Source organism: Sphingobacterium sp. WM (genome assembly GCF_029542465.1).
Taxonomy (GTDB): Bacteria; Bacteroidota; Bacteroidia; order Sphingobacteriales; family Sphingobacteriaceae; genus Sphingobacterium; species Sphingobacterium cellulitidis.
In genome coordinates this window covers 969,316-993,381 of the sequence record NZ_CP120709.1, presented here as the reverse complement: position 1 = coordinate 993,381, position 24,066 = coordinate 969,316, and the positions used below count along the sequence as shown (strand labels likewise).

Here is a 24,066-nt window from a genome sequence, read left to right as displayed (position 1 = left end):
ATACTAAAAACAGACAATTATTGGCAAATTCTTAAAAATTCCTGAAATCCTAACGCCTTTATGCTCAGATGTAAGCCATTGAAAATCCCTAAAAACAAAAAAAGCCCCTCGATTGAGGGGCTCATAAATTTTAAGATAAGTGCGGTTATGGCATACCGCACATAACCTATATATCGTTATCTTGAAATCTCCAAAACTTCTAACTCCAGCTGTCCTGCAGGAACGTCAACCGTCGCGATATCGCCAACCTGAAGCCCTAAAAGACCCTGGGCAATCGGTGATTTAACAGAGATCTTTCCTGCTTTTAAATCAGCCTCAGTCTCCGATACCAATTGATAGGACATCACTGCTCCGTTCTTCTTGTTCTTTATCTTCACATATGATAATGCCAATACTTTGGAAGTATCGAGATTTGATTCATCAATGATTCTTGCAGATGCCAATACTTCTTCTAATTTCGCAATCTTCGCTTCATGTAGCCCTTGAGCTTCTTTCGCGGCATCATATTCTGCATTCTCAGAAAGGTCACCTTTATCTCTCGCTTCAGCAATCGCTTTAGCAATGTTTGAACGACCTTCTGTTTTTAGGTATTGTAGCTCTTCTCTTAGCTTTGTTAGACCTTCTTCTGTGTAATAAGTTACTTCTGCCATAATATTAACCTTTTACCCTCTTTTTATAGTTTTCTAATTTTTTAATAAACAAAAAAAAAGACAAGACCACACTATCCACTAATAGGACAACATGGTCTTGCTCTTCTGACGAAGTTATATAATTTAATTCAATAAACCAAATTTCTAACTTACATCTTCATTCTCTTCATTGATGAATCTATAACCCAATCCTCTAACCGTTTGTAAGTAGTAAGGTTTATCTGGATTGGTCTCAATTTTCTTTCTTAAACGCACAACGTGCATGTCTAATGTACGGGTATTTACATTTGAACTATAACCCCAAACGACCTCCATTAATTCCTCACGAGTAATATCGCGACCTTTATTCTGAAGGAAGTGCAATAAAATTCGGTTTTCAAGAATGGTAAGCTCGATTTTCTTGCCATCACGTACTAAGGAGTGTACATTCGGATGGTGTTCGGTATCACCAAAGTGATACACTTCATTTTGTGTTTTAGGCACAAAGAAACGAACCTTATTCTCAATCATGGCCACTAACACATCCATATTGAATGGTTTGGTGATATAATCAGTTACACCATAGCTGTATGCATCAATTTTATCGATGTCTTGAGATTTTGCGGTCATCATAATGATGATGTTTTCAAACCCAGATTTTCTTACTGATTCACATACATCTATCCCTTCCTTTCCTGGCAGCATCCAATCCAATAGAACGATATCAGGTTTTTGATCCAGAATTATTTTTTCTGCTTCTAAACCGTCACTGCATTGAATCACTTGAAAATTCTCGGTTTGCAGACGGTGACTAACCAAAAACCTTAGGTTATCATCATCTTCTACAACGGCAATAGTTATATCTTTATTCATAGTATTCTAAACATTATTTGGGAAAGCTTAAAGTAAAAGTCGTCCCTTCACCCTCTTCACTGCTCACTTTAATCTCGCCCCCCATAAATTCGGTAATCTCTTTACAAAATGCTAATCCGAGCCCTACACTTCCACCCTGATTAAATTGATTCTTTACTCGATAGAATTTCTTAAATATATTCTTTAGTTCATTTTTGTTAATCCCAATCCCCTTATCACTAAATTTCATAATGAAGTGTTTTTTGGATTGTTGAACACTAATATCAATAAATTTTCTCGAAACTTCGGAATATTTATAAGCATTATCTATTAAATTCTGGAACACGGAATTCAATAAAACCGGATCAGTATGCATTTTACTATCCACATCAATATGATGGGTCAAGTTTAAATCCGGATACTTAATTCGTGTAGCCTCAAATACTTCCTCGCAAAAACTGTTCAAATCAATGTATTCTCCCTTGAATTTTAACGATTTATTTTCTATCTGCGTGAAAGACAAGAGTTTATTCATTAAATTATTTAGCTTATCCGCCTCCTGATCTAAGATCTTCCCATACATCGCCCGCTCTTGGTCACTAATCTTCTCCGCACTTCTAATATTATTTCCCGCAATCTTGATCACACTTACCGGTGTTTTAAACTCATGTGTAAGGTTGTTAATAAAATCATATTGCAACTGAAATAACCTACTGTTTATTGAAATATTCCTATAAATTAAATAAATAATTAACAATAAAATTAAATATAAAAGTGAAACTCCCAATACTACAGGAAAAAATCTTCTATTTATTTCTCCTCTCAAAAAATGTTCCGAGGAATCAAACTGCAATTTATAATCCGACAAAGCCCCTGGCAAAGGCATATCCGTTGATAAATAAGCCTTTTCCTCCATCACATTTGGATCAGCAACTGCCTTTATCCTAATACTTTCAAATAGTCGCTGTTGATTATTGACAATTTTAATCTTTTGAGGATTGACCTTATAAACGAATAAATCCTGGTCAAATGCTACAGGTGTGGTGACAGAAGTAGTATCATCCATCAATGATTTATAGGCACGAAGGGTATTTACTCGTGGAATATTTAAATAAGTAATCTTTCCAGGTACTGTATTATAAAATATTCTATAAATATCATTTTCACTTAAAGAGGTAGAATCGTCCAGGACGTCCAGGAAATTCACCATCTTAATCGCCATATTATTGAAATCATCCGAATTTAATCGGTTCTCCATCCCCGAAATACTCTCCTTGACCAATTTATTTTCTTTATCCAACTTATATGAAAAAATAGATCTTGGATAAATAAATAGGTTTTGAAGCCTCACTCCTCTCACGGCAGCATTTTGATTCGTGAATAGAACATCATAAAATATGATTTCATCCACAAAAGGATTCTTCCTCAGAACATTCTCTGAATAATTGATGGCATGCGTAGAATCCAAATAACCTTGGTAATTGGAAACTTCAGAAATATCGTTGTTAAAAAAGCTGTTGAAGGGCTTTAAGGTCGCATCGAAGACATCGACTTTACGGTTGTAGAATTCGGATTCCACAAAATTCGACATCATGGTTCTAGCCAAAAAAACTGAAATGATATACAAAACAGTCAAAAAGGCTAAAAAGGCTATTAATAAACCGATGTTTTTTCTGTATTTACTAGCTCTCTTTACCATAATGGTCTACTTCAGGTATCCGGCAAGAAATTTTTCAATCTCCTGGTAATATTGCACAATATTCTCTTCATTTCTAAAACGCTTACCTTCCTCCTTCTTGAAGATATATCGTACAGGTATCTCATTGCTCTTCAATTTACCAACAAATTGATTAGCATCCGTCACTGAGCTATATTTATCTTTTCCTCCTTGGAAAAATAATACAGGAATACGCACTTTATCAGCATGAAATATTGGGGAAATAGCTTGGAAAAGCTCTGGTTCTGTTTCCGGATTCCCAATGATTCTATAAAACAATTGCACATAGTGCTTTAAGTGCGGCGGGATTTCTCTAAAATAGGTAAATAGATTACTATATCCTGAAGAGGAAATGGCGCATTTATAGAGAGACGGATTAAAGGCCGCTGCATAAAGCGCTGAATAACCGCCAAAACCTGTCCCCATGATTGCGATCTTCTCTTTATCAGCAATCCCTTGGTGAATCAGCCAGGCCACACCATCCGTGATATCCGATTGAATCTTGCCACCCCATTCCTTAAACCCTGCGGTCCAGAATTCTTTACCATAACCTGTGGAGCCACGATAATTGACCTGAAAAACAGCATAACCTCGGTTAGCCAAAAACTGCACCTCTGGATCAAAGCCCCATTCAGACCTCCGATTTGGACCATCATGGACCAAAACGACTACCGGACTATTCTTTCGTTTATGCTTCGGATAAGTAATATAGGCATGAATGGTTTTATTATCACGTGAAAGAAATTCGACTTCCTCCATCTGATTGAATTCCATCCCTTTCAACTTCGGATTCTCCTCATTTAACAATTGTAGATCATCCTTTTCCTTATTGTAATAATAGGTCTCCCCCGGGTGAACATCACTATACACCCTCACAATGAACCCATTCAAACTTTTATCACTATCCAAAAAGCCAATTTCAGATTTGTCAAATTTCTTTTTCAGTTTTTTGTAAACCTCTTTATAGGTTTCGTTGAAGATGTTTTTCTTGTATTTATCAATAAAAGAAGTGGCATAAAGCATTTCTTGCAGATTCGCAGAATATCCTTCAGCTCCTAAATCACCTGATTCATTCTCATAGATATTTCGGACTTCTTTTCCCTTTTCCACATCAAATTCAACCAAGGCTAATTTATCCCGCTCCTGATTAGATAAGGCATAGACATTTTTCGGAGAATTCTTAACAAAGCCTAACGGAATAAACACCGTTTCAAAATCATTTTTCATGACCTCCTTGAAGGGCTGGTTTTCTGCATTTCGATAAAGAATGGACTCCTGAACACTATCGCTGGTCAATGCCATCCTTACCACTGCATCTGGTGCACCAATCCAACTCACGACATTCCCAGGGTTGCGATGTACCAATTCTGGCTTTTTCCCATTAAGATAAATTCTATAGAGGTCAAAAAGCGAAGAATCACGCAAATTCATACTTGCCAAAATACTACTGTCTTTCTCAATGATTGGATAAACCCAGCGTAACTTGGATTTCTTCGGTTCAAACAATGCCTGACGTTTTTCCGTACGCACATTGATTTGAAACATTCTTAAACTATCTGTTGGGGATTGTGTATTAGAGAAGATAATCTTATCATTATTCAGCCAAAAGAAACTTTGGACATTGAGGTTGATCTGATAAGTGAGTTGTTTTGAAGAATCCGGCTCTATTAAGTCCAGAATAAAGATATTTTTACAATGATCATGTACGCCTAAGTAAGCAACTTTACTCCCATCAGGAGACAGTCTAAAAGAGGTTCTTTCAGGTTTTACAAAAAAATCCTCAATAGGGACACGTACATGTGCAGCCTGCTCTTGTTTACATGACGATAAAGCAATCAACATAAGTAGAACAGAGAACAAGTAATTAATATTCATTCTATTTTTTTAGACTCTAATCAAATATTATAAAAAAATACCGTAAAGTTCCTTTTGCAACCTTAATTTTACAGCATTAAAAAAGTTTAAATAATTATGTTTTTATACAACGTATCCATCATCATAGAAGATTCTGTACATCAAGAATTAATCAATTGGACGAAAGGGTTATTAAATGAAAACCCTGACTACACCATTAAATTATTAAAAATGCTGCATTCTCCACACGAAGGACAAACGTATTGCCTTCAAACTATTTTGAATAGTGAAGAAGAAATTGAGATGATTAAAGAACAGGTTATTCAGAAACTCCAGGACTATATTAGCACACATCATGTTGAAAAAGCATTCCTTTTTGACAGCATCATGCAATATATCCCTCATAATTAACCTCCTAAATTTGCACTATTCTTTCTGTCCCCATATAGTTTTGGGTCAAAAGACACCTTTGGAGAAAGGTAGTGCAATAATACTAATCTTGAATAACGGTAATTAAAAGGAGCAAATATTATTATGGCAATGAACAGAACTGCGATATATAACCAAGGGGACTCACTTCCTGTAAAGTAGGCTGTAGCCAAGGCTAACATCAAAACTTCTGCAACTGAAAATGCATAACTTACATACATGGCTGCATAAAAATAGCCGGGCTCTATTTCGAATTTAAATCCACAATGTGGACAAAATTCATGCATTTTCTGCTTTGATAAACCATATGCTGAACCAGAATACATATTCCCAGTTCTACATTTTGGACATTTACTTTGACAAACAGCTTGAAATTTTGAAATCATTTTTTATTCCTCAATCTGTTTTATCATGTGCATAGAATTGGAACCACTCGTGTTTCTGAATTTTTTGTACCATAAAAATCCAACCCCTGCGGCTATCATAAATGGCATTGCTAATAAAAACAAAATACCATCATTCAAACCTTTCCCTTGGGTATTGCCTTCTTGCGTACTATTCTCAGCATTCAAAGTACACATCGCACATTGAGCCGAACTCACAGTAGGCAAAGTCATAAGCGTAATACTCAATAGACTAGCAATTAAACTTATTCTGAATTTATGAATGATACTCATACCGCAAAGTTAACGTAATTATCCTAAATTTCTTATATGTTTCCTTTAATCAGGACATTAAATTTCTCCCAGAAGCCATCTTCAGGCAATGGCGCCTTAATGATCATCGCTTCTTCTTTGATCGGATGGACAAAACTTAAAGACCTAGAATGCAAACAAATCGTACGTCTATGGCTTCCACGTTGGTAGCCGTATTTGTTGTCTCCAACAATCGGACATCCCATATAAGCCAGTTGGCTACGAATTTGATGCGTACGACCTGTCAACGGATTCACCTTCAACAAATAATAGCCATCTAACTGTCCAACAACCTCATAATTCAACTCCGCATAACTTCCATTCTTTACTTCACGATCATAAGCCTTGGTAATCATCTTCTTCCGATCCCGGAGTAACCAATTCTTAAGTGTTCCTTTAGGATGTTTCGGTTTTTCACGAACTAATGCCAAATAGGTTTTCTCCACCTTACGGTCATGAAATAATCGATTCATTCGGTCCAAACCCTTACTGGTTTTGGCAAATAAAATCATCCCACTTACCGGGCGGTCCAAACGATGGATTACCCCTAAAAATGCTGCATTCGGCTTATTATATTTCTTGGCTAAAAAATCCTTCAACATGTCTTCCATGGATGCATCTCCTGAAACATCGACTTGGACAATGTCTCCACCTCGTTTATTGATCGCTATTAAATGGTTGTCTTCGTAAAGAACATCCTTTTCTGAAATACTCATATTAATTATAAAAAAAGCGTCTGCTATGGACGCTTTTTAATTTTTTATTTAATTCTTGAAATTATTTGATTGAATCTTGTGCTGCAGCTGCTTCTTCTTTTGCTTTTTTCTTGAAGAAACCTCTTAACAAGAAATTGCTTTGTAAAGCCTCCATATTCTGATCCAATTTCTCAGTGCTCAAGTTCAAGTTTCTTAAGATCTGCTTGATCTCATTTGCAGCCTCCGGATCGTTGGTCAACACCCCGATTGCATTGTCCTTATCATTTAAACGCTCAGTAGTTTGGTTCAAATTAGCCATTAATGCTGAAGCTGTTTGGGTAACTCCTTGCAATTGAGCCGCTGATTCTCTTAAACTAGCGAATACTGCAGTATCAGTGGATAACTCATGAATTAATCCTTGATTGCTGTTTAATTTCTTAGTCAAAGTAACCAAGTTATTAACTGCTTGATTCGCTTGAGTCATGGTTCCATTTAAGGTTGTAACCGACTGTTTTAAGTTATTAGCAATCGTTTCATCGGTCATCATCGCTCCAACAGCACCTTTTCCTTCTAGAAGATTCTTCGATAATGCGGCGAAGTTTTTAGTGATTTCCACAAGGTTTTCATTGTTTACTTGTAGTGTAGCCAGCATCGCATCCATTCCTCCTGAAACTCCAGACTTGATTTCATCTCCATTTTCAATCTGAGGGTAAGCTTCTGTCCCGCCAACTAAGCTAATAATCGCATTACCAATTAATCCATCTGAACTCAAGGTAGCAATCACGTCCTTACGAATGAATTTGCTTGATTTCTCCTCCACATTCATGACCACACGCACATTCTCAACGCTTTCAAATCCTATCTCCTTGATAATACCAACTTTAACCCCTGAAAACCAAACGTTATTCCCAACTTTCAAACCTTTTACATCTTTGAAATATGTTGTAACGGTCAAGTTTTTAGAGAATTTGTTTTGCTGAGTTCCAATAACTAAAATCCCTGCAACTAAAATGATTAACCCGATAAAGGTAAACAACCCTACTATAATCGATCGTTTTCTCTCTGATGCTGCCATATATTCTGTTATACTATAAAATTATAATCATAAAAAGGTTTAACTCTCTCATCATCTGTATCAAATATTTCTGAGAATTTACCTACTCGTTCAAATTTACCTTCCAATAACATCGCCACGCGATCACCTACCATCTTTGCACAAGCTAAATCGTGGGTAATAATAATGGAGGATGTTTTATATCGTTCCTGAACCTCATTGATCAAGGTATTAATATCCAAACAGGTTAATGGATCCAATCCAGCTGTTGGTTCATCATACATCATGATATCAGGTCTCAAAATCAATGTTCTAGCAATACCTATCCGTTTTCTTTGTCCACCAGAAAGCTCCGAAGGCATCTGATTAATAGTCCTCAACAACCCCACCCCATCTAACACATCTTCAACCTCACGGTTGATTTCTGCCCTGGTCAGATTTCTTTTATTCCTAACTAAAGGAAACTCAAGGTTTTCACGAACAGTCATACTATCATATAACGCACTATTCTGAAAAGAAAAGCCTATTTTCAAACGTAAATCCCGCAATTCCTTTTCATTCAATTCATTGACAACCTCTCCTAGAACAGTAATATTCCCTGCATCAGGTTTTAATAATCCGGAGATTAATTTGATCAATACAGATTTCCCTGTACCCGATCTCCCCAAGACTACCAAGTTCTCGCCATTATATAATTGTAAATCAACGTTGCGCAATACATGCAAATCCCCAAAGGACTTACTTACACCCTCAACATTGATAACAACATCTTCGTAATTAATATCTACTGGTTTTTTCTGTTCCATAAATGATTATCCCATTAATGCTAGAACCTGAACAATTAATAATTCCTCAATAAATACAATAAACATGGAAGCAACTACAGCACTATTTGCTGCTTTACCAACTCCTTCTGTACCTTTTGAAGAATAATAACCGACATAAGTACTCACAAACCCAATTGTAAAACCGAATACAATAGCCCTGAAAACCATTGCAAAAATATCTTTTGGCGCAATGGCTTCAAAAACTTGAGTAATAAAACTTAATATACTTAATTGATCTTTTGAAATAATACTCAAATATCCACCTGCTAATCCAATTCCTGCTACATAAAAACATAAAACAGGAATCATAAAAGTTGTAGCAATTATTCTACTAACAATCAGAAATTTAAATGGATTTGTACCAGACACTTCCATTGCATCGATCTGTTCAGTAACATTCATGGAACTTAGTTCCGCCCCAATCTGTGAACCTACTTTCCCAGATGCAATCAAAGCCGTCACCAATGGTGCTAAGGCCCGAACAATAGCGATTGAAATCAATGCTGGTAGCCAAGATGCTGCTCCAAACTCCTCCAATGAGGGCCTAGACTGCTTGGTAAATACAAAACCAACAATAAATCCAGTTAAACTAATCAAAGGAAAGGATTTCCATCCAATTTCATAACACTGTCTGATGATCTCTTTAAACTCGTAAGGTGGGCTCACCACTTCGCGAAAAAAACGCATCAGAAAGCGGTGAATCTTCGCAAACTCTAGTAATAAGGACTCAATTTTCTTAGCCATTAACTATCTGTATTATCGTATTTCTTCAATATTGAAATCGGAAATATTTCGTGGCAAATGTACAAAATTTCTATTATCCATGCGGAAACTGTATTCAATATTAGCAGAAACAGCTTCACAGCAAAAAAGTTTGACAAAATTATTATACAATTAAACCTTTCCTAAAAACCTCATGTCATACCTACAAATTATGGTGAAAAATAAACATTTTGACATATGAAAAATTTGAAAACATCCACAATATACAGCGCATTTCTAATAATGCTTCTTGGGTTATTCAGCATGAAACCTGCCGCTGCCCAAGGTTATGATGATGTCGATTTCGATGTTTTTCATGAAGAACTGGATCCGTATGGTGACTGGGACTATGATGATGAATATGGAAATGTATGGTATCCAGATGAAGATGATGATTTCAGACCTTATGGCTCTAACGGTTATTGGACAATGACCGAATATGGTAACACTTGGGTTTCAAATTATGACTGGGGATGGGCGCCATTCCACTATGGTCGCTGGATTCACAGACCCCATAGAGGATGGGCATGGATTCCAGGATATGAATGGGGACCTGCTTGGGTAGATTGGCGTACCGGTGGTGGATACTACGGTTGGGCTCCTATGCGCCCTGGTGTAAGTGTAAATGTGAGCATTGGATTGCCACTTGACTTATGGGTATTTATTCCAACGAACCGAATCTATGATCGTTATATAAATAGACATTGGTCTTATGGTCGTCGTAATATCTATAACAACACAACAATCATCAATAACACCTATATTGTAAACAACAATCGTTATTACGGTGGTCCCGCTCGTCGCGACATCGAAAGACATATTGGTAGACGCGTTGATGTTAGAAATGTAAACTTCGATAATAGACGTGGGGCATCACGTGTTAGTCGTAGTTCAGTTTCAATGTACCGTCCTGACCGAAACAACCGCAACGATCGCGCTCTAACTAACAGAAGTGGTCGCCTTGAAAACTCGCGTAACTCCCGTTCGAATGACAGATCTCCAGCAAATCGCGTAGAGAAAAGCAGAACTTCTGGACGTGGAAATAGCGAAAGAAGCAACAATGGTTATAGAATTACCAGAAATGCAAACGGCCAACGTGAAATGCATATCGGAAGTGGAAATTCAAGCCGTGCCGAACGTGGAAACAGCAATAATTCTCGCTCTGGTAGAGTAGAAAGAGGAACCAGCACTAGAGATCGTCAACCAACTTCTCGTGGTCAAGTTTCAATGGACCGTTCTAACTCTAGAAACGAATCCGTGAACCGTAACTCTAGATCTTCTAGAAACGAGTCAATGAATCGTAGTTCTAGACCAACTAGAAACGAATCTATGAACCGTAGTTCTAGACCTACTAGAAACGAGTCAATGAACCGTAGCTCTAGACCTACTAGAAACGAATCCATGAACCGTAGCTCTAGACCTGCTAGAAACGAATCCATGAATCGTAGTTCTAGACCTGCTAGAAATGAATCCATGAACCGTAGTCAACCAAGACAATCGGCTCCTCAAAGAGAACAACGTCAACCTAGACAAGAATCTAGGTCACAAAATAGAGTATTCCAAGCTCGTTCTTCTGAAAGACCTCAAAGCCGTCCTTCAGTTCAACGTAGCTCCAATGAATCTCGTTCTTCTGCTAGACCATCCAACAGCCAACGTGCTGAACGTGGTTCAGGAAGAGGAAATAGAGGATAAATTTTTATTTAGTTGAAACAATTTGTTAAAACGGTCCGTCGATTGGCGGACCGTTTTTATTTTCACTTCATTTCCTAAAACCTTTCAACTTCTTTTTTTGAGTTAAAATCAACCTTCATTTTTGTTTAGTAAAAGAGAAAAAAGCATTTTTGTGCCTCCTTTTTGTTAACTTCAATAAAGCACAAGAATAATTTTTACAGTAAATGGCGAAACTTACATCCATTTTAGACAATGATTTTTACAAGTTCACAATGCAATATGCTGTTGTGAAACTCTTTCCGAAAGCGAAAGCACGATATCAATTTATCAACCGCGGAAAACATCAATTCCCTGAAGGCTTTGCAGAAAAACTAAGGGAAGCTGTAAATCAATTGGCAAATCTAAAGCTTACTGCCGCCGAGAAATCTTTCTTTGCCAAAACTTGTCCGTATATCGACCCTACTTATTTTGATTTTCTTCAAGGATATCATTATGACCCCGATGAAGTAACAATTACCCAAGATGGACCTAACTTATCTGTAAAAGTCGAAGGTTACTGGTATAGAACCATTCTTTGGGAAGTACCGCTAATGGCTTTGATTTGTGAAACGTACTATGAGGTGACTGGACAAAAAAGAGTTGATGATGCTGAAGTCATGAAAATTGTCAATGACAAAATGGATAAGTATGATAAACTCAATATTACTATCGCAGACTTCGGAACCAGGAGAAGACATTCTTACGCAGTTCACAACCTGGTGATTAAAGCATTGAAAGAACATCCTTCCAAAACATTTATTGGAACTAGCAATGTTCATTTTGCTATGAAATACCATATCAAACCTATCGGCACTCATGCCCATGAATGGTTTATGTTCCATGCTGCTAAATACGGCTATAAAATGGCCAATCTATTAGGTCTCGAAAATTGGTCTGACGTATATCGGGGCGACTTGGGGATTGCCCTTTCGGACACTTACACCACCGAGGTATTCTTTAAGCAATTTGATAAAAAACTAAGCAAATTATTTGACGGAGTAAGACATGATAGCGGAGATCCAATCGAATTTGCTCAAAAAACAATCGACCATTACAAAGGCAAAGGCATTAACCCACTGACTAAAACTATTATCTTCTCGGATGGATTAGATTATGAAAAAGTGGTGAAAATTGTCAATTTCAGTAAAGATAAAATTGGACATTCCTTTGGTATTGGAACAGACTTCACCAATGATGTAGGTCTGTCTCGAATGAATATTGTCATTAAAATGACCGAAGCATTCCCTGATGAAGGCGAGTGGACTCCCGTAATCAAACTTTCTGATGAACCAAACAAGCACACCGGTGATCCTGAAGAAATAAAAATGGCAAAACGTTTTTTAAATATCCATGGCCATGAATAGAGATGTATATGGCGAAGCCCTCTACGATTATCATGCGCTTGGCAAATTGAATGAACCTCTCCTATTGCATAGCAGCTATGGGGACATCGAAGAAATGCCTATTGAAGTGTTCTTTCGTGAGGAGGAAGATATTCCTGAATTGGAATATATCGCACTATCACTATGTGATGGCAAAGTTTTAGACGTCGGTGCTGGCGCAGGTGTGCATGCCTTATATCTGCAGGAAAAAGGATTCGAGGTTGTTGCCATGGAGATTTCTGAGACAGCTTGTAAGATCATGGAAAAACGTGGGGTAAAGAATATTATCCATGCTGATTTCTTTGACTTCAAGGATCAAAAATATGACACCCTGCTATTTTTAATGAATGGAATAGGGATCGCTGAAACTCTAGATGGGTTTAAGAAGCTCCTGCAACATGCAAAATCGATCCTCACTGACAAAGGACAACTGATCTTTGATAGCTCCGATATTTCTTACCTATACGAAGAATATAGAATCCCTAGACCCGAACATTATTTTGGAGAAATCAATTTCCAATATGAATACAAGGGAAACTTGGGAGAACCTTTTCATTGGCTCTATATTGACCAACAAACCCTTATAAAAATTGCTCATGAAGAGAATTGGGTTGTTCAAATTCTTTTCGAAGATGACAACGATCAATATTTGGTGAGAATGGAACCAAGAAAAGAAATGGATGACGAAATCGATGAAAGTATATAGATTTAAAAAATCAATAAATTAGAATCCTATAATCATTCTTTAATAAAATCAGAAATAAAGAATATTAAACAATTCTATCTCAAATCTCACATCTCATAATAAAAAAATCCCCTCTTTTGGAGGGGATTTTTTATTATGAGATATATTCAAAACCTACATAAGGTACCAGTACCTCCGGAATCTTGATTCCTTTTTCGGTTTGATTATTTTCTAATAGGGTTGCTACGATTCTTGGCAATGCAAGCGCAGAACCATTTAAGGTATGTGCTAATTGCGTTTTTCCATCTTCACCTTTGAAACGAACTTTTAGACGGTTCGCTTGATAAGTTTCGAAGTTTGAAACGGAAGAAACCTCCAACCAACGCTCTTGTGCTGCAGAATAAGTTTCCATATCATAAGTCATCGCTGAGGTAAAACTCATATCTCCACCACATAGACGTAAAACACGGTATGGCAATCCCAATTTTTGCAATAAGGATTGAACATAAGTACTCATCTCTTCCAAAGTTTCATAAGATTTCTCTGGATTTACAATCTGTACCAGCTCTACTTTATCAAATTGGTGCAACCTGTTCAAGCCACGAACATGTGCTCCGTATGACCCTGCTTCTCGACGGAAACAAGGTGTATAACCACAATGTCTGATTGGGAAGTCTTCGCTTTTTACAATCGTATCACGGTAGATATTTGTAATTGGAACCTCTGCTGTTGGAATTAAATAAAAATCGTCATTTGTAACATGATACATCTGCCCCTCTTTATCTGGCAATTGTCCGGTTGCATATGCTGAATCTTCATTTACAACAATTGGAACTTGAACCTCACGATAGCCCATCTTCGCAGCCTCATCTAAGAAAAAGTTAATCAAACCACGTTGTAAACGAGCTCCTTTTCCTTTGTAAACTGGAAATCCAGCACCCGTGATTTTTGTTCCTAATTCAAAATCGATGATATCGTATTTCGCCGCTAGTTCCCAATGTGGCAATGACCCTTCAGGCAATTGTGGAATAGAACCATTTTCTAAAACCACCTCATTGTCCTCAGGAGTTAACCCTTGTGGAACCATTTTATAAGGAAGATTCGGTAATTGAATCAACTTGTCATGCAATTCCTTTTCAACCTTATCCAAGGACTCTGTTAGTTCCTTGATTTGCTCCTTATATGATGCAGATCGCGATTTGATTGCTTCAGCTTCCTCTTTCTTACCTTGACGCATCAAGTCCCCAATTTGCTTCGCGGACGAATTTGCCTCGGCTGCAATAGAGTCAGATTGATTTTGAGTTTTACGACGTTGTTCGTCTAAAGCAATGATCTGATCGACCAATTCTACCTCGTTGAAATTCTTAACTTTTAGTCTCTCAACTACATGGTCCCGATTTTCACGGATGTAATTTAATTGCAACATATAATTATGCTTTTTTATTGATAACGGTAGCAAAGATAAGAAGACAACCGCAATTAATAAACTTGAATTTATTTCCTGACATTTCTAGAATCCATTCATTTTTGTATCATTGCATCATGAAAAACAGATGGTTTCTTTACTTATGCCTTGGTATCATGTACCTTATGCCTCAATTTTTATTGGCGCAAAACTCAATTATTAAGGACTTTACCGTTAAAGAAAATCTTTCTCAGAATGGTAAACTGGCAATTATTGCGATTGATACCGCCGAAAAAACTGATAACACCGTAAATGGTGATTACAATTTTACTATCAACGGTTTTTCCCAAAATCTTAAATTTATTGATGGTGTCGCTGTTACAAGCAACCCTATTGAATCTTCTACCTTCGTATTCTTCAAACATAAATTCGCCGGCTCCGATTTAGGAAAACTCTTCTTCTTGAGAGTGACCGACAAAGGAATAACACCCTACAAAATCAGTGGATTCTTATTGATTATTCTTCCTCTTCTGATTTTATACATCGCCTACAAGTTCAAGCGATTCTTGATTACACTATTAATTATTGCCGCTGTATATTTCTACCTGAACTACAGCAAAGGTTTGGATGTTCGCCAATTAATCGAAAGTAGTATTATGAGCTTGAAGGAACTCTTCTAGAAAGGCATTCCTACCCCGAAGTTGTATTGGATAAAACTATATCTGTCTGGCCAGTTGGTCTGATAGTAATCTTGTTTGAATTTCTTGGAATTGAAAAAATCCTTGATGACCCATTGATTTGAACCTGTAAATTGTGGATCTTTTAACTTCAAACCCGCATCTAAGCGGATAATAAAGTAATCCAAATCAACTCGCAATCCAAATCCTGTCCCTAAAGCTATCTGTGACAGGAATTTGTCGCCTCGGAATTCTCCATTCGGATTGATGATGTCTTCGCGTAATCGCCAAACGTTTCCCGCATCCAAAAAGGTCGCCCCATTTAATTTGGCACCAAAGAAATTATTTAACATCCGGAACCGAAATTCCGCATTGGACTCTATCTTGATCTCTCCTAATTGATCTAGGTTACGAAGGTTTACACGAAATTCAGGATTGATGGAGGAGCGGTTGTAACCCCCTGGACCTAACGTTCTAACCTGCCATGCCCGAATCCCATTCATCCCCCCCGCAAAAAAACTCTTCTCAAAGATCATATTCAATGAGGAATTATTTCCATATGGAACTGCAATCCCTGAATTTAAGCGGAATACAAACTGCTTATTCCCGCCTAAATGTCTATACCACCTGTAATCCACCTCCCCTTTGACATATTGCAGGAATGGAACCCCAAAAATCAACTTCTCACCATCTTCATTTTGCTCAAATTTCATCACATTCCCCAACAATCCTAGTAAATTACCACTCACATCTAAGGCTCCACGGAAATAACTGAAATTCTCCTTACTGGTCAGCTTCGGAGCATTATAGGTATAGGCATATTGTGCCCCCAATCCAAAATACTTACGGTCATTGCTTCGAACATATAGGCCATAGCCCTGGTCATTTAAACTCTGCTTAAATTCTTCATTTAATTGCCCATGCCTATACTCTAAAACAACTGGAGTCAAGCTGTGGATCTTATTGACAGCTTGATACCAAATATAATTCAAGCTATTGATCCAATAACGGTTTGCATAGGTCTGATCTTGAAAAAACAACTGTAAGCTGGATGAAAAAGTGGTCCTTGGCAATCCGTATCGGCCAACACTCCTTACCCTAAATGGGGTAAGCAATCTTGGAAACGACAGGTTCACACCCACCTGAAAATCATTATTGAATATTTTATCTGCCAAATTTCCTGGTAACCTTGAATCAAATAAAACCCCATAGCGTAATTTGACCTCGATAGTTTCAGATCCACCAAATACATTCCGATGGGAAAAAGTATTTCCAACGTTGAATCCGCTCATCCCTGAACTAAAGGTAAACTCCCCTTCTATTTGGTTACTCATGGCTGAACGCGGAACCAAATTATAGTGAACATCCAACTTATTGGAGTCTTTCTGAACATAATTAATCTTTACAGATCGAAAACCATTCATTTCATATAATCGGTCATAGGATAACTCTTCATTACGGCTATTGAACTTGTGCCCTGTTCTTAACAATGCATATCGCGACAAGGGTCTCAACTTAAAATTACCAGTTTGATCGGTATAGAAGATCTTGGTCAAGCTGTCATATTTCCCTTCATTATTCCGCTTTAATTCTGGATCTGCAGCCTCCACGGTGAAGTACACGCTATCTATATAATAAATCTTATGTTTAGTAGAATCCTCCCTGTTGGACACTTGAATCAACAAATCAGCCTGATTTGGCAGTCCAATTGTGTCAATTCCCGTACGCATATATTGTCGCAAATAATCATAGTAACCTGACTCTCGCATTTGGGTGTATAAGCGCTCGCGTTCCAGGTATAAATCTCCGGCATCATAGCGCTTGCCAGATTTTAATAAACTATTCGGAACTACCTTCTCTTGATAAATGGAATCTACCGCCGGATCCTGAACATTGCGACTGATTTCCCGAACAGTATAAGGGTTTCCTAAGTCAGCATTGAAATCAATCTTTGCTTTCTTTTTATTGAACTCTATCTTCGGCTCTACCTTCGCATTGAAATAACCTTTTGTTTGTAAAAATCGTTGAATTTGGGTCGCAGACAATTCCACAACTGCCGAATCTAGAACCCTAGGTGCCTCACCCACATTCTTGATTTTCTCAGTTTTATATCGACCGTTTCGAGTATTGAATAAATTATAAATAGTAAGGTATAGTGGAGAATTTGGACGGATTTCGTTAGCCACATAAAGTCCCGCTGGCTCTTTTAACTCAGGCGTAACACCATTTAAATCAACATCAGTCACCAAATACTGATTATCATCCAGATATTTCGCTGAACGACAGGACGCAATAATTAGCGACAAAAACGTTATACTTGCAAAAAATAAAAAACTTCTTTTATTAGTCATTCATCCCATGTTGTCAAAAGCTCAAATCAGTCTAATTACTTCATTGCAGCATAAAAAGTTCCGTACTCAGCATAACTTATTTGTGGTCGAAGGCATTAAATCCGTTTTGGAATTTATACATTCTTCCTACAAGATAAGTAAAATATTCGCGACAGCTGAGGCAGCTGCAAAATTGGGCAAAATACCGCAAAATATAAAACTTGATGAACTTACAGATGCTGAGTTTAATAAAATAAGTGGATTAAAGAACCCTCAGGGCGCTTTAGCATTGGTAGAAATTCCCCAATTTGACCAATTGCACATTACGAATTTGAAAGGAAAACACAGTTTGATCCTCGATGATGTCCAAGATCCAGGAAATCTAGGAACGATTATTCGAACCGCAGAATGGTTTGGAATCGAAAATATCATCTGCTCAATTGGAACGGTCGATGCCTATAATCCTAAAGTCGTTCAAGCGACCATGGGCTCGCTATCAAGAATAAAAATCCACTATCTCGACCTTGAAGAGTTTATTCTCAAAAACAACATGCCAATTTTTGGAGCTTTATTGAATGGGGAATCCATCTATGAAACCAATTTCGGTGATGAAGGGTTTATTATGATGGGAAATGAAGGAAATGGAATCCGCGAAAGCTTAATCCCAAAAGTGGACAAAGCCGTCACCATTCCAAGAGTAGGAAATGCAGAATCATTAAATGTCGCCGTTGCAACAACAATATTTTGTTCAGAATTGACTCGACAAAATATGGAAAAGAAAAATGGATAAAATAGAAAACGAAGAACAACCTCTATACACCCTCCAGTTTGGACTGCTCTGCCTGAGCTCGCTGCTTTTCTCAGCTAGCTTTAACATGATTATTCCAGAATTACCAAATTACCTCTCCTCTTTAGGTGGTGCTGCCCATAAAGGATTAATTATCGCTCTCTTTACTTTAACAGCCGGAATCTCTAGACCTTTCAGTGGTCGACTGACTGATAAATGGGGTCGTGTGCCTGTAATGGCAATCGGTTCTACCGTTTGTGTGATCTGCGGATTTTTATACCCTTTCCTGAGCAGCGTCTCTGGATTCTTCTTACTTAGACTCGTACATGGATTTTCGACAGGCTTTAAACCAACCGCAACATCCGCCTATATATCAGATATCATCCCTTCCAACCGCTGGGGTGAAGCCCTGGGAATGCATGGATTATGCTTCAGCATCGGTGGTGCTGTCGGACCTGCAATCGGTAGTTACATCGCATCAAATTTTGATCTCAACACGATGTTCTATAGCTCCTCTGCTTTCGCATTCTTCTCGATTATCATCGTGATGAACATGAAAGAAACCCTCAAGGATAAAAAACGATTCTCCCCTGAAATGCTCAAAATATCACGCCGTGATATTATTGAATTCCGTGTAATACCGGCCGCCGTAGTAACTTTACTTTCCTATACGGCATATGGAGTAATCCTGACTCTAATCCCCGATTGGAGTGAACATCTAGGAATAAGTAACAAAGGACTGTTCTTTACCGCTTATACCCTGGCATCCATCGGAATAAGGTTTGTTTCCGGAAAAGTGGCCGACCGGTATGGACGAATCAAAGTGATGAAGGTCGGTTTGATTGTGATTGCAATTTCAATCCTTTATCTTGGATTTGGAAATAGTGTCACCCACTTGGTTATTGGTGCCTGCTTATATGGTATCGGAACGGGAATCTTCTCCCCTGCAGTCAATGCTTGGACAATAGATCTTTCCCTTCCCCAGTACCGCGGAAAAGCAATGGCAACAATGTACATCGCCTTAGAAGCTGGTATCGGTTTTGGTGCATTATTTGCTGGTTATATTTATCATGATCATATCCTGAGGATTCCGTATATATTTTATGGAAATGCAATAATAATCTTACTCGCATTTTTTTACGTGATACATTGGAATTCAAAAAACAAAAAAACTAATAACCTGTTATAGCAATCATATGGAAAACAAACAAACCAAGAGACCTTATTCTTTTGAGCTTGCATCCAGCCTAATGGCTCTGGCCTTAATCTTAGCACTAATGTATGTCACCCAGGGCGTATTGTTACCCCTGATTTTTTCAATCCTGATCTCAATATCCCTCTATCCCTTAGCCCGTCTTTTCGAAAGAATACGCCTCGGGAAAGCCTTCTCAGCAATCTTGGCCGTAATTGTAGCCATTGCTATTATCTCAGGTCTGTCTTGGTTTATTGTTTATGAAAGTATCCTCATTGGAAAAGATGCCTCTGCAATTACGGATAAGGTATTGTCTGTTCTCGAAGGTGGACAAAAATGGCTCGAAAACCAATTCGGAATTGAAAGAACAGAGGTCATGGAAAAACTCCGTGAACAAGGTGAAAAAGCAATGGAAAATGCCGGCGGCATGATCTCCACGACCTTCGGATCCATCGGAAATATCCTGGCTAGCGCAATCCTAGTTCCTCTACTAAGCTTTTTCCTACTATACTATCGCGATTTCTTCCGCGAATTCTTCTTCAAAGCCTTCAAATCATCCCCTCAAAGTAAAGTCAATGAGGTGCTGAATAAAATATACGAGGTAGTTCAAAGTTACCTAGTCGGATTAATTACTGTAATGGGAATTGTAGCAGTTTTAAATACTGTTGGATTAATGGCATTGGGAATTGATTATGCCTGGTTCTTCGGATCTCTGGCTTCCCTACTAATGCTTCTACCTTATATTGGAATTGCTATTGGATCAATTTTACCAGCCCTATTTGCTTTGGCAACTAAAGACAGTGCCCTGTATGCCCTTGGTGTGGTTGCTTGGTTTCAAGTCGTGCAATTCTTGGAAGGAAATATCATTACCCCGAATATCGTGGGATCAAAAGTCAGCATTAACCCGCTGATGGCAATCATCGGAATCTTGTTGGGAGGTATGCTATTTGGTTTAGCCGGATTGATCATCGCCCTTCCTTTCATCGCAACATTGAAGGTCATCTTCGATGCTAACCCGAATATGGAAGCCTTCGGATTCCTAATCGGCGAACCTGAAAAACTACATCTTAAACGAAATTCAACACAGGAACTGCTGATGAAGTGGGGAATCGTTAGAATGCCTAAAAACAAGAAAAAAATCGAAATGGATATCAATGTCAATGTCGATACTCCCGATGAAACTCCTCATACCGAAGTAACCTATAAAGAAATTAATGAATCCGAAGAACTTCCTTATGAAGATCTTCCCCAAGATGAGTTCGACAAAAAAGACGACGATAAAAAAACAGAATAAAAATAATATGCAATAGGCCTAAGCAGCGAAGAAATTTCAACCCTTAGGCCTATTTTTTTATCTATTGCCCAACATTAAAACCTAGCTTCCGCATCGCAGAAACCTCAATACTAAACACTCCAAACTCTTCCATTACCCGACCATGCAACTCATAAAACCCACTCCCCTGAAATGGATATTGCCTTAATGTCGGTGGAAAATGAACCGTATCCAACCAGTCCCCATCAACATCTAAAAAAGTACCAAAACTCATCCGTTCCTTCTTGATCGTACGCGTTTCTTTTATGGTTACTAAGCGTCCCACAATCTTTACTTGTTGCCCTAAAAGGCTATCTAATTGATTTACCCGTATCGTTCCTTGCAAATGAATCGGATCCAATAACTCATAAAAATCCCCAACAACAAAACCTAGTAAATCAAGTTCATCCCGTAGGTCATCCATTCTGTTTTTCTCGAAATCAGGCAAGGAAAACTTGATCTCTTCAGTTTCAAATAAGGTAATGGGATCATCCTTTTCTGTCCTTTTATTCCTGAAATTCGCTTCCCATAACAGGGTTTTCTTATCCAGACCTGTAAAACGCAAAGCTCCAATTCGGATCAAAATATTCAACTGCTCAGGTGCTGGATGTAGACGCTGTAGAACATCATTCAAATTCTTGTACATGCCATTCCTTTGCCGCTCCTCTACAACCCTATGGGCAAACTCCTGCTCGAGACCTTGCAAATGAATAAATCCCACAAAAACCTGGTTGTCTTGAATATTAGTCAGAAAATCACTGTTGTTCATGCAGGGAAGCTCAATTATCCCCCCATTCCGCCGCAACTCATGAAAGTAAAACTCCGTCCGATAGAAGCCCCCGAAATTATTTATTACTGCAACATAAAACTCACATGGATAATAAGTCTTCAGATAAAGACTCTGATAACTCTCGACTGCAAATGAGGCTGAGTGCCCCTTGGCAAAGGAATAGCCCCCAAAACTTTCCATTTGGCGCCAAACCTCCGCCGTCGTCTCTTCCTCATAACCTTGAGCCCGACAATTCACAAAGAACTTCTCCCGCATCAATTCAAACTTGTTCTCTGAACGATATTTGCCACTCATTGCCCTCCGTAGAATATCAGCCTCTTCCAAAGATATGCCCCCAAAATGATGCGCAACCTTGATCACATCCTCCTGATAAACCATAACCCCAAAAGTCTCCTCCAACAACTCCTTCATTTTGGGATGTAGATATTCAATCTTATCCCGATCATGATATCGCTCTATATATTGTTTCATCATCCCCGACTGCGCAACACCAGGCCGAATAATAGAACTCGCAGCCACTAAAGTCAGATAATCTGAACATTTTAACTTGCCCAATAGCTGACGCATAGCCGGACTCTCGATATAAAAACAACCAATGGTATCCGCTTTCCGAATCATCTCCGCCAGTTTCGGGTCTTCAAAAAATCGATCTACCTGATGAATGTCAATATGCTTGCCCTTATTTTGTTGAACCAATGCCAGTGCATCCTTAATATGGCCTAAGCCACGTTGACTCAGGATATCGAACTTGAATAAGCCAACCCGGTCCGCCTCAAACATATCCATATGCAAGGTCAGAAAACCCTTTGGCGGCAATTCCAAGACGCCATACTCATTCAAGGGCTTCTCACTAATCAATACACCCCCCGCATGAACACTTATATTACTTGGAAAATCAACCAACATGGCACCATATTTCTGAATCCAACGCTGAATCTTATCCTCTGCACTCCATTCCCGCTTATGAACCAACTCGTCAATCTCTTCCTTCGGCAATCCAAAAACCTTCCCCAATTCCCGAATAATCGCACGACGCTGAAAGGTATTGTACATCCCCAATAATGACACATTCTGCCGCCCGTAACGCATAAACAGATATTCAAAAATCGAATCCCGATCCTTCCAACTGAAATCAATATCAAAATCCGGAGGTGAAGTCCGATTAGGATTCAAAAATCGCTCAAAATAAAGATCCAATTTAATCGGATCTACATCCGTAATCCGTAAACAATATGCAACAACAGAATTCGCCCCGCTCCCCCGACCAACATGATAAAAACCCTGCTCATTAGCATATCGCAACATATCCCAAACTATTAAGAAATAGGAATTAAACTCAGATTGCTTGATGATCCCCAACTCCTTCTCTACCCGCTCCATCGCCCGTTTATTCTTTGGCCCATACCGAATCTTGCAACCCTCGATAGCCAACTTCCGCAATAACTCATGATCCCCCTCCTGGGACGCTGTAAAATGCTTCTTGTTCTTGTCAACATGAAATTCCATCTCAATCGAACAGCTCTTGACAACCTCCATCGTCCTGCTAATAAGCGATGGAAATCGCGCAAAAGTGGAAACCAAAGACTCTTCACCGATTAAAACCTCATTAGGTCGCGCATAATCATCCTTCGTCAACTTCGATAATAAGGTGTTCTTCGCAATGGCCCTTAAAATCCGATGTAAATCATAATACGACTTATCCTGATAGGTCACCGGCTGCAATACCACCCAACAATCCGCCGATAAGGCCTCTTGCCAATTTAATTTATTTAGATCCTCCTGCCGGATTCCAATTAACTCTTGACGACCCAAGTCCTCAATCGCTGGATGATCATCATAAGAATAAATAATCCAAACATCATCAGAATCAAATGGTAGCTTCTTTGGAAAATTCAACTTCCGCTGCTTATAAAACGAAAGAAAACTCTGAATAACCAATAAACCCGCATTGTTCTTCGCCAAAAGTATATAGCAAAACTCATTCTCATTCCGAATCTCTACACCCAAAATAGGCTTGATCTTTGCCTCCTGACATTTTAAGACAAAGTCCCAACAATCCGCAGTACTATTGATATTCGTTAAGGCCATGGCCTTAACTCCCAATGACTGCGCTCGCTCAACCAAATCCTTCGTAGGATAGGTCCCATAATGAAAACTAAACCAAGTCTTGCAATTCAAAAACATTTTACAAGATTAAGAATTTTTTAAATCATTTTACTAAAAATATTAGCAAAATTAAATAGTTAAAATGCCCCAATCCCTCAGAATAAAACAAAATATTG

Annotated in this window: 21 protein-coding genes; 8 read left to right on the top strand and 13 right to left on the bottom strand. The window is 38.3% G+C overall.

Annotated features, from left to right (window positions below; translation table 11 throughout):
* Nucleotides 1-176: 176 nt before the first annotated feature.
* The 4 genes from greA to PZ892_RS04230 form a co-directional block, all read right to left on the bottom strand.
* Complete coding sequence (greA, locus tag PZ892_RS04245) at nt 177-650, bottom strand: transcription elongation factor GreA (RefSeq protein WP_094255128.1); 474 nt, start codon at nt 648-650, stop codon at nt 177-179.
* Between the two features lie 144 nt (nt 651-794).
* Complete coding sequence (locus PZ892_RS04240) at nt 795-1,502, bottom strand: response regulator transcription factor (RefSeq protein WP_094255129.1); 708 nt, start codon at nt 1,500-1,502, stop codon at nt 795-797.
* 13 nt (nt 1,503-1,515) lie between these two features.
* The gene (locus PZ892_RS04235; protein WP_094255130.1) at nt 1,516-3,180 is read right to left on the bottom strand and encodes a HAMP domain-containing sensor histidine kinase; all 1,665 of its coding nucleotides are present in this window, start codon (nt 3,178-3,180) and stop codon (nt 1,516-1,518) included.
* Between the two features lie 6 nt (nt 3,181-3,186).
* Nucleotides 3,187-5,073 (bottom strand): S9 family peptidase, encoded by a 1,887-nt coding sequence (locus PZ892_RS04230; protein WP_277712145.1) that lies wholly within the window; start codon nt 5,071-5,073, stop codon nt 3,187-3,189.
* Nucleotides 5,074-5,169: 96 nt separating this feature from the next.
* Here PZ892_RS04230 and PZ892_RS04225 point away from each other — a divergent pair, with 96 nt between their 5' ends.
* Nucleotides 5,170-5,463, top strand: coding sequence for a DUF4286 family protein (locus PZ892_RS04225; RefSeq protein WP_094255132.1), 294 nt, complete (start codon nt 5,170-5,172; stop codon nt 5,461-5,463).
* On the opposite strand, the gene PZ892_RS04220 is transcribed toward PZ892_RS04225, so the two are convergent.
* The 6 genes from PZ892_RS04220 to PZ892_RS04195 all read right to left on the bottom strand — a co-directional run bounded on the left by PZ892_RS04220 (nt 5,460) and on the right by PZ892_RS04195 (nt 9,496).
* A complete protein-coding gene (locus tag PZ892_RS04220; protein WP_094255133.1) occupies nt 5,460-5,867 on the bottom strand; it encodes a DUF983 domain-containing protein in 408 nt (135 codons plus the stop codon). The genes PZ892_RS04225 and PZ892_RS04220 overlap by 4 nt on opposite strands.
* A gap of 3 nt (nt 5,868-5,870) precedes the next feature.
* Complete coding sequence (locus tag PZ892_RS04215) at nt 5,871-6,158, bottom strand: hypothetical protein (RefSeq protein WP_094255134.1); 288 nt, start codon at nt 6,156-6,158, stop codon at nt 5,871-5,873.
* Nucleotides 6,159-6,190: 32 nt separating this feature from the next.
* The gene (locus tag PZ892_RS04210; protein WP_094280844.1) at nt 6,191-6,892 is read right to left on the bottom strand and encodes an RluA family pseudouridine synthase; all 702 of its coding nucleotides are present in this window, start codon (nt 6,890-6,892) and stop codon (nt 6,191-6,193) included.
* A 61-nt stretch (nt 6,893-6,953) separates the two neighbouring features.
* Nucleotides 6,954-7,946 (bottom strand): MlaD family protein, encoded by a 993-nt coding sequence (locus tag PZ892_RS04205; RefSeq protein ID WP_277712142.1) that lies wholly within the window; start codon nt 7,944-7,946, stop codon nt 6,954-6,956.
* 8 nt (nt 7,947-7,954) lie between these two features.
* A complete protein-coding gene (locus PZ892_RS04200; RefSeq protein WP_182499333.1) occupies nt 7,955-8,731 on the bottom strand; it encodes an ATP-binding cassette domain-containing protein in 777 nt (258 codons plus the stop codon).
* Nucleotides 8,732-8,737: 6 nt separating this feature from the next.
* On the bottom strand, nt 8,738-9,496 hold the full coding sequence (locus PZ892_RS04195) for an ABC transporter permease (RefSeq protein ID WP_094255138.1): 759 nt from the start codon (nt 9,494-9,496) through the stop codon (nt 8,738-8,740).
* 216 nt (nt 9,497-9,712) lie between these two features.
* Here PZ892_RS04195 and PZ892_RS04190 point away from each other — a divergent pair, with 216 nt between their 5' ends.
* The 3 genes from PZ892_RS04190 (at nt 9,713) to PZ892_RS04180 (ending at nt 13,312) form a co-directional block, all read left to right on the top strand.
* Nucleotides 9,713-11,206, top strand: a complete 1,494-nt coding sequence (locus tag PZ892_RS04190) for a DUF6600 domain-containing protein (protein ID WP_277712139.1) — start codon at nt 9,713-9,715, stop codon at nt 11,204-11,206.
* Between the two features lie 203 nt (nt 11,207-11,409).
* Nucleotides 11,410-12,588, top strand: coding sequence for a nicotinate phosphoribosyltransferase (gene pncB / locus PZ892_RS04185; RefSeq protein WP_182499331.1), 1,179 nt, complete (start codon nt 11,410-11,412; stop codon nt 12,586-12,588).
* The gene (locus PZ892_RS04180; protein ID WP_277712138.1) at nt 12,581-13,312 is read left to right on the top strand and encodes a class I SAM-dependent methyltransferase; all 732 of its coding nucleotides are present in this window, start codon (nt 12,581-12,583) and stop codon (nt 13,310-13,312) included. The genes pncB and PZ892_RS04180 overlap by 8 nt, the downstream gene beginning before the upstream one ends.
* A gap of 133 nt (nt 13,313-13,445) precedes the next feature.
* Here PZ892_RS04180 and serS read toward each other — a convergent pair whose 3' ends face one another.
* Nucleotides 13,446-14,717 (bottom strand): serine--tRNA ligase, encoded by a 1,272-nt coding sequence (gene serS / locus PZ892_RS04175; protein ID WP_277712136.1) that lies wholly within the window; start codon nt 14,715-14,717, stop codon nt 13,446-13,448.
* Nucleotides 14,718-14,833: 116 nt separating this feature from the next.
* Here serS and PZ892_RS04170 point away from each other — a divergent pair, with 116 nt between their 5' ends.
* Entirely contained in the window at nt 14,834-15,376 is a 543-nt protein-coding gene (locus PZ892_RS04170; protein ID WP_277712135.1) for a hypothetical protein, read from the top strand.
* Here PZ892_RS04170 and PZ892_RS04165 read toward each other — a convergent pair.
* Entirely contained in the window at nt 15,373-17,679 is a 2,307-nt protein-coding gene (locus PZ892_RS04165; RefSeq protein ID WP_277712134.1) for a BamA/TamA family outer membrane protein, read from the bottom strand. The two genes, PZ892_RS04170 and PZ892_RS04165, sit on opposite strands and share 4 nt — an antisense overlap.
* Before the next feature lie 52 nt (nt 17,680-17,731).
* Between PZ892_RS04165 and PZ892_RS04160 the strand changes: the two genes are divergently transcribed.
* From PZ892_RS04160 to PZ892_RS04150, 3 genes are read left to right on the top strand one after another with little or no spacing between them, the layout of a single operon-like run.
* A complete protein-coding gene (locus PZ892_RS04160) occupies nt 17,732-18,493 on the top strand; it encodes an RNA methyltransferase (RefSeq protein WP_277712132.1) in 762 nt (253 codons plus the stop codon).
* The gene (locus tag PZ892_RS04155; protein ID WP_094255146.1) at nt 18,486-19,679 is read left to right on the top strand and encodes an MFS transporter; all 1,194 of its coding nucleotides are present in this window, start codon (nt 18,486-18,488) and stop codon (nt 19,677-19,679) included. Before PZ892_RS04160 ends, PZ892_RS04155 begins: the two co-directional genes overlap by 8 nt.
* A gap of 7 nt (nt 19,680-19,686) precedes the next feature.
* Entirely contained in the window at nt 19,687-20,976 is a 1,290-nt protein-coding gene (locus PZ892_RS04150; protein WP_094280839.1) for an AI-2E family transporter, read from the top strand.
* 61 nt (nt 20,977-21,037) lie between these two features.
* Here the strand turns inward: PZ892_RS04150 and dnaE are convergent, their stop codons facing one another.
* Nucleotides 21,038-23,968: a DNA polymerase III subunit alpha gene (gene dnaE / locus PZ892_RS04145; protein WP_277712131.1), complete on the bottom strand. Its 2,931-nt coding sequence runs from the start codon at nt 23,966-23,968 to the stop codon at nt 21,038-21,040.
* Nucleotides 23,969-24,066 lie beyond the last annotated feature (98 nt).

What these genes read in the sequence shown, in the direction of transcription:
- greA (WP_094255128.1), bottom strand. Translation starts at nt 650, where the DNA reads ATGGCAGAAGTAACTTATTACACAGAAGAAGGTCTAACAAAGCTAAGA.
- PZ892_RS04240 (WP_094255129.1), bottom strand. Translation starts at nt 1,502, where the DNA reads ATGAATAAAGATATAACTATTGCCGTTGTAGAAGATGATGATAACCTA.
- PZ892_RS04235 (WP_094255130.1), bottom strand. Translation starts at nt 3,180, where the DNA reads ATGGTAAAGAGAGCTAGTAAATACAGAAAAAACATCGGTTTATTAATA.
- PZ892_RS04230 (WP_277712145.1), bottom strand. Translation starts at nt 5,073, where the DNA reads ATGAATATTAATTACTTGTTCTCTGTTCTACTTATGTTGATTGCTTTA.
- PZ892_RS04225 (WP_094255132.1), top strand. Translation starts at nt 5,170, where the DNA reads ATGTTTTTATACAACGTATCCATCATCATAGAAGATTCTGTACATCAA.
- PZ892_RS04220 (WP_094255133.1), bottom strand. Translation starts at nt 5,867, where the DNA reads ATGATTTCAAAATTTCAAGCTGTTTGTCAAAGTAAATGTCCAAAATGT.
- PZ892_RS04215 (WP_094255134.1), bottom strand. Translation starts at nt 6,158, where the DNA reads ATGAGTATCATTCATAAATTCAGAATAAGTTTAATTGCTAGTCTATTG.
- PZ892_RS04210 (WP_094280844.1), bottom strand. Translation starts at nt 6,892, where the DNA reads ATGAGTATTTCAGAAAAGGATGTTCTTTACGAAGACAACCATTTAATA.
- PZ892_RS04205 (WP_277712142.1), bottom strand. Translation starts at nt 7,946, where the DNA reads ATGGCAGCATCAGAGAGAAAACGATCGATTATAGTAGGGTTGTTTACC.
- PZ892_RS04200 (WP_182499333.1), bottom strand. Translation starts at nt 8,731, where the DNA reads ATGGAACAGAAAAAACCAGTAGATATTAATTACGAAGATGTTGTTATC.
- PZ892_RS04195 (WP_094255138.1), bottom strand. Translation starts at nt 9,496, where the DNA reads ATGGCTAAGAAAATTGAGTCCTTATTACTAGAGTTTGCGAAGATTCAC.
- PZ892_RS04190 (WP_277712139.1), top strand. Translation starts at nt 9,713, where the DNA reads ATGAAAAATTTGAAAACATCCACAATATACAGCGCATTTCTAATAATG.
- pncB (WP_182499331.1), top strand. Translation starts at nt 11,410, where the DNA reads ATGGCGAAACTTACATCCATTTTAGACAATGATTTTTACAAGTTCACA.
- PZ892_RS04180 (WP_277712138.1), top strand. Translation starts at nt 12,581, where the DNA reads ATGAATAGAGATGTATATGGCGAAGCCCTCTACGATTATCATGCGCTT.
- serS (WP_277712136.1), bottom strand. Translation starts at nt 14,717, where the DNA reads ATGTTGCAATTAAATTACATCCGTGAAAATCGGGACCATGTAGTTGAG.
- PZ892_RS04170 (WP_277712135.1), top strand. Translation starts at nt 14,834, where the DNA reads ATGAAAAACAGATGGTTTCTTTACTTATGCCTTGGTATCATGTACCTT.
- PZ892_RS04160 (WP_277712132.1), top strand. Translation starts at nt 17,732, where the DNA reads ATGTTGTCAAAAGCTCAAATCAGTCTAATTACTTCATTGCAGCATAAA.
- PZ892_RS04155 (WP_094255146.1), top strand. Translation starts at nt 18,486, where the DNA reads ATGGATAAAATAGAAAACGAAGAACAACCTCTATACACCCTCCAGTTT.
- PZ892_RS04150 (WP_094280839.1), top strand. Translation starts at nt 19,687, where the DNA reads ATGGAAAACAAACAAACCAAGAGACCTTATTCTTTTGAGCTTGCATCC.
- dnaE (WP_277712131.1), bottom strand. Translation starts at nt 23,968, where the DNA reads ATGTTTTTGAATTGCAAGACTTGGTTTAGTTTTCATTATGGGACCTAT.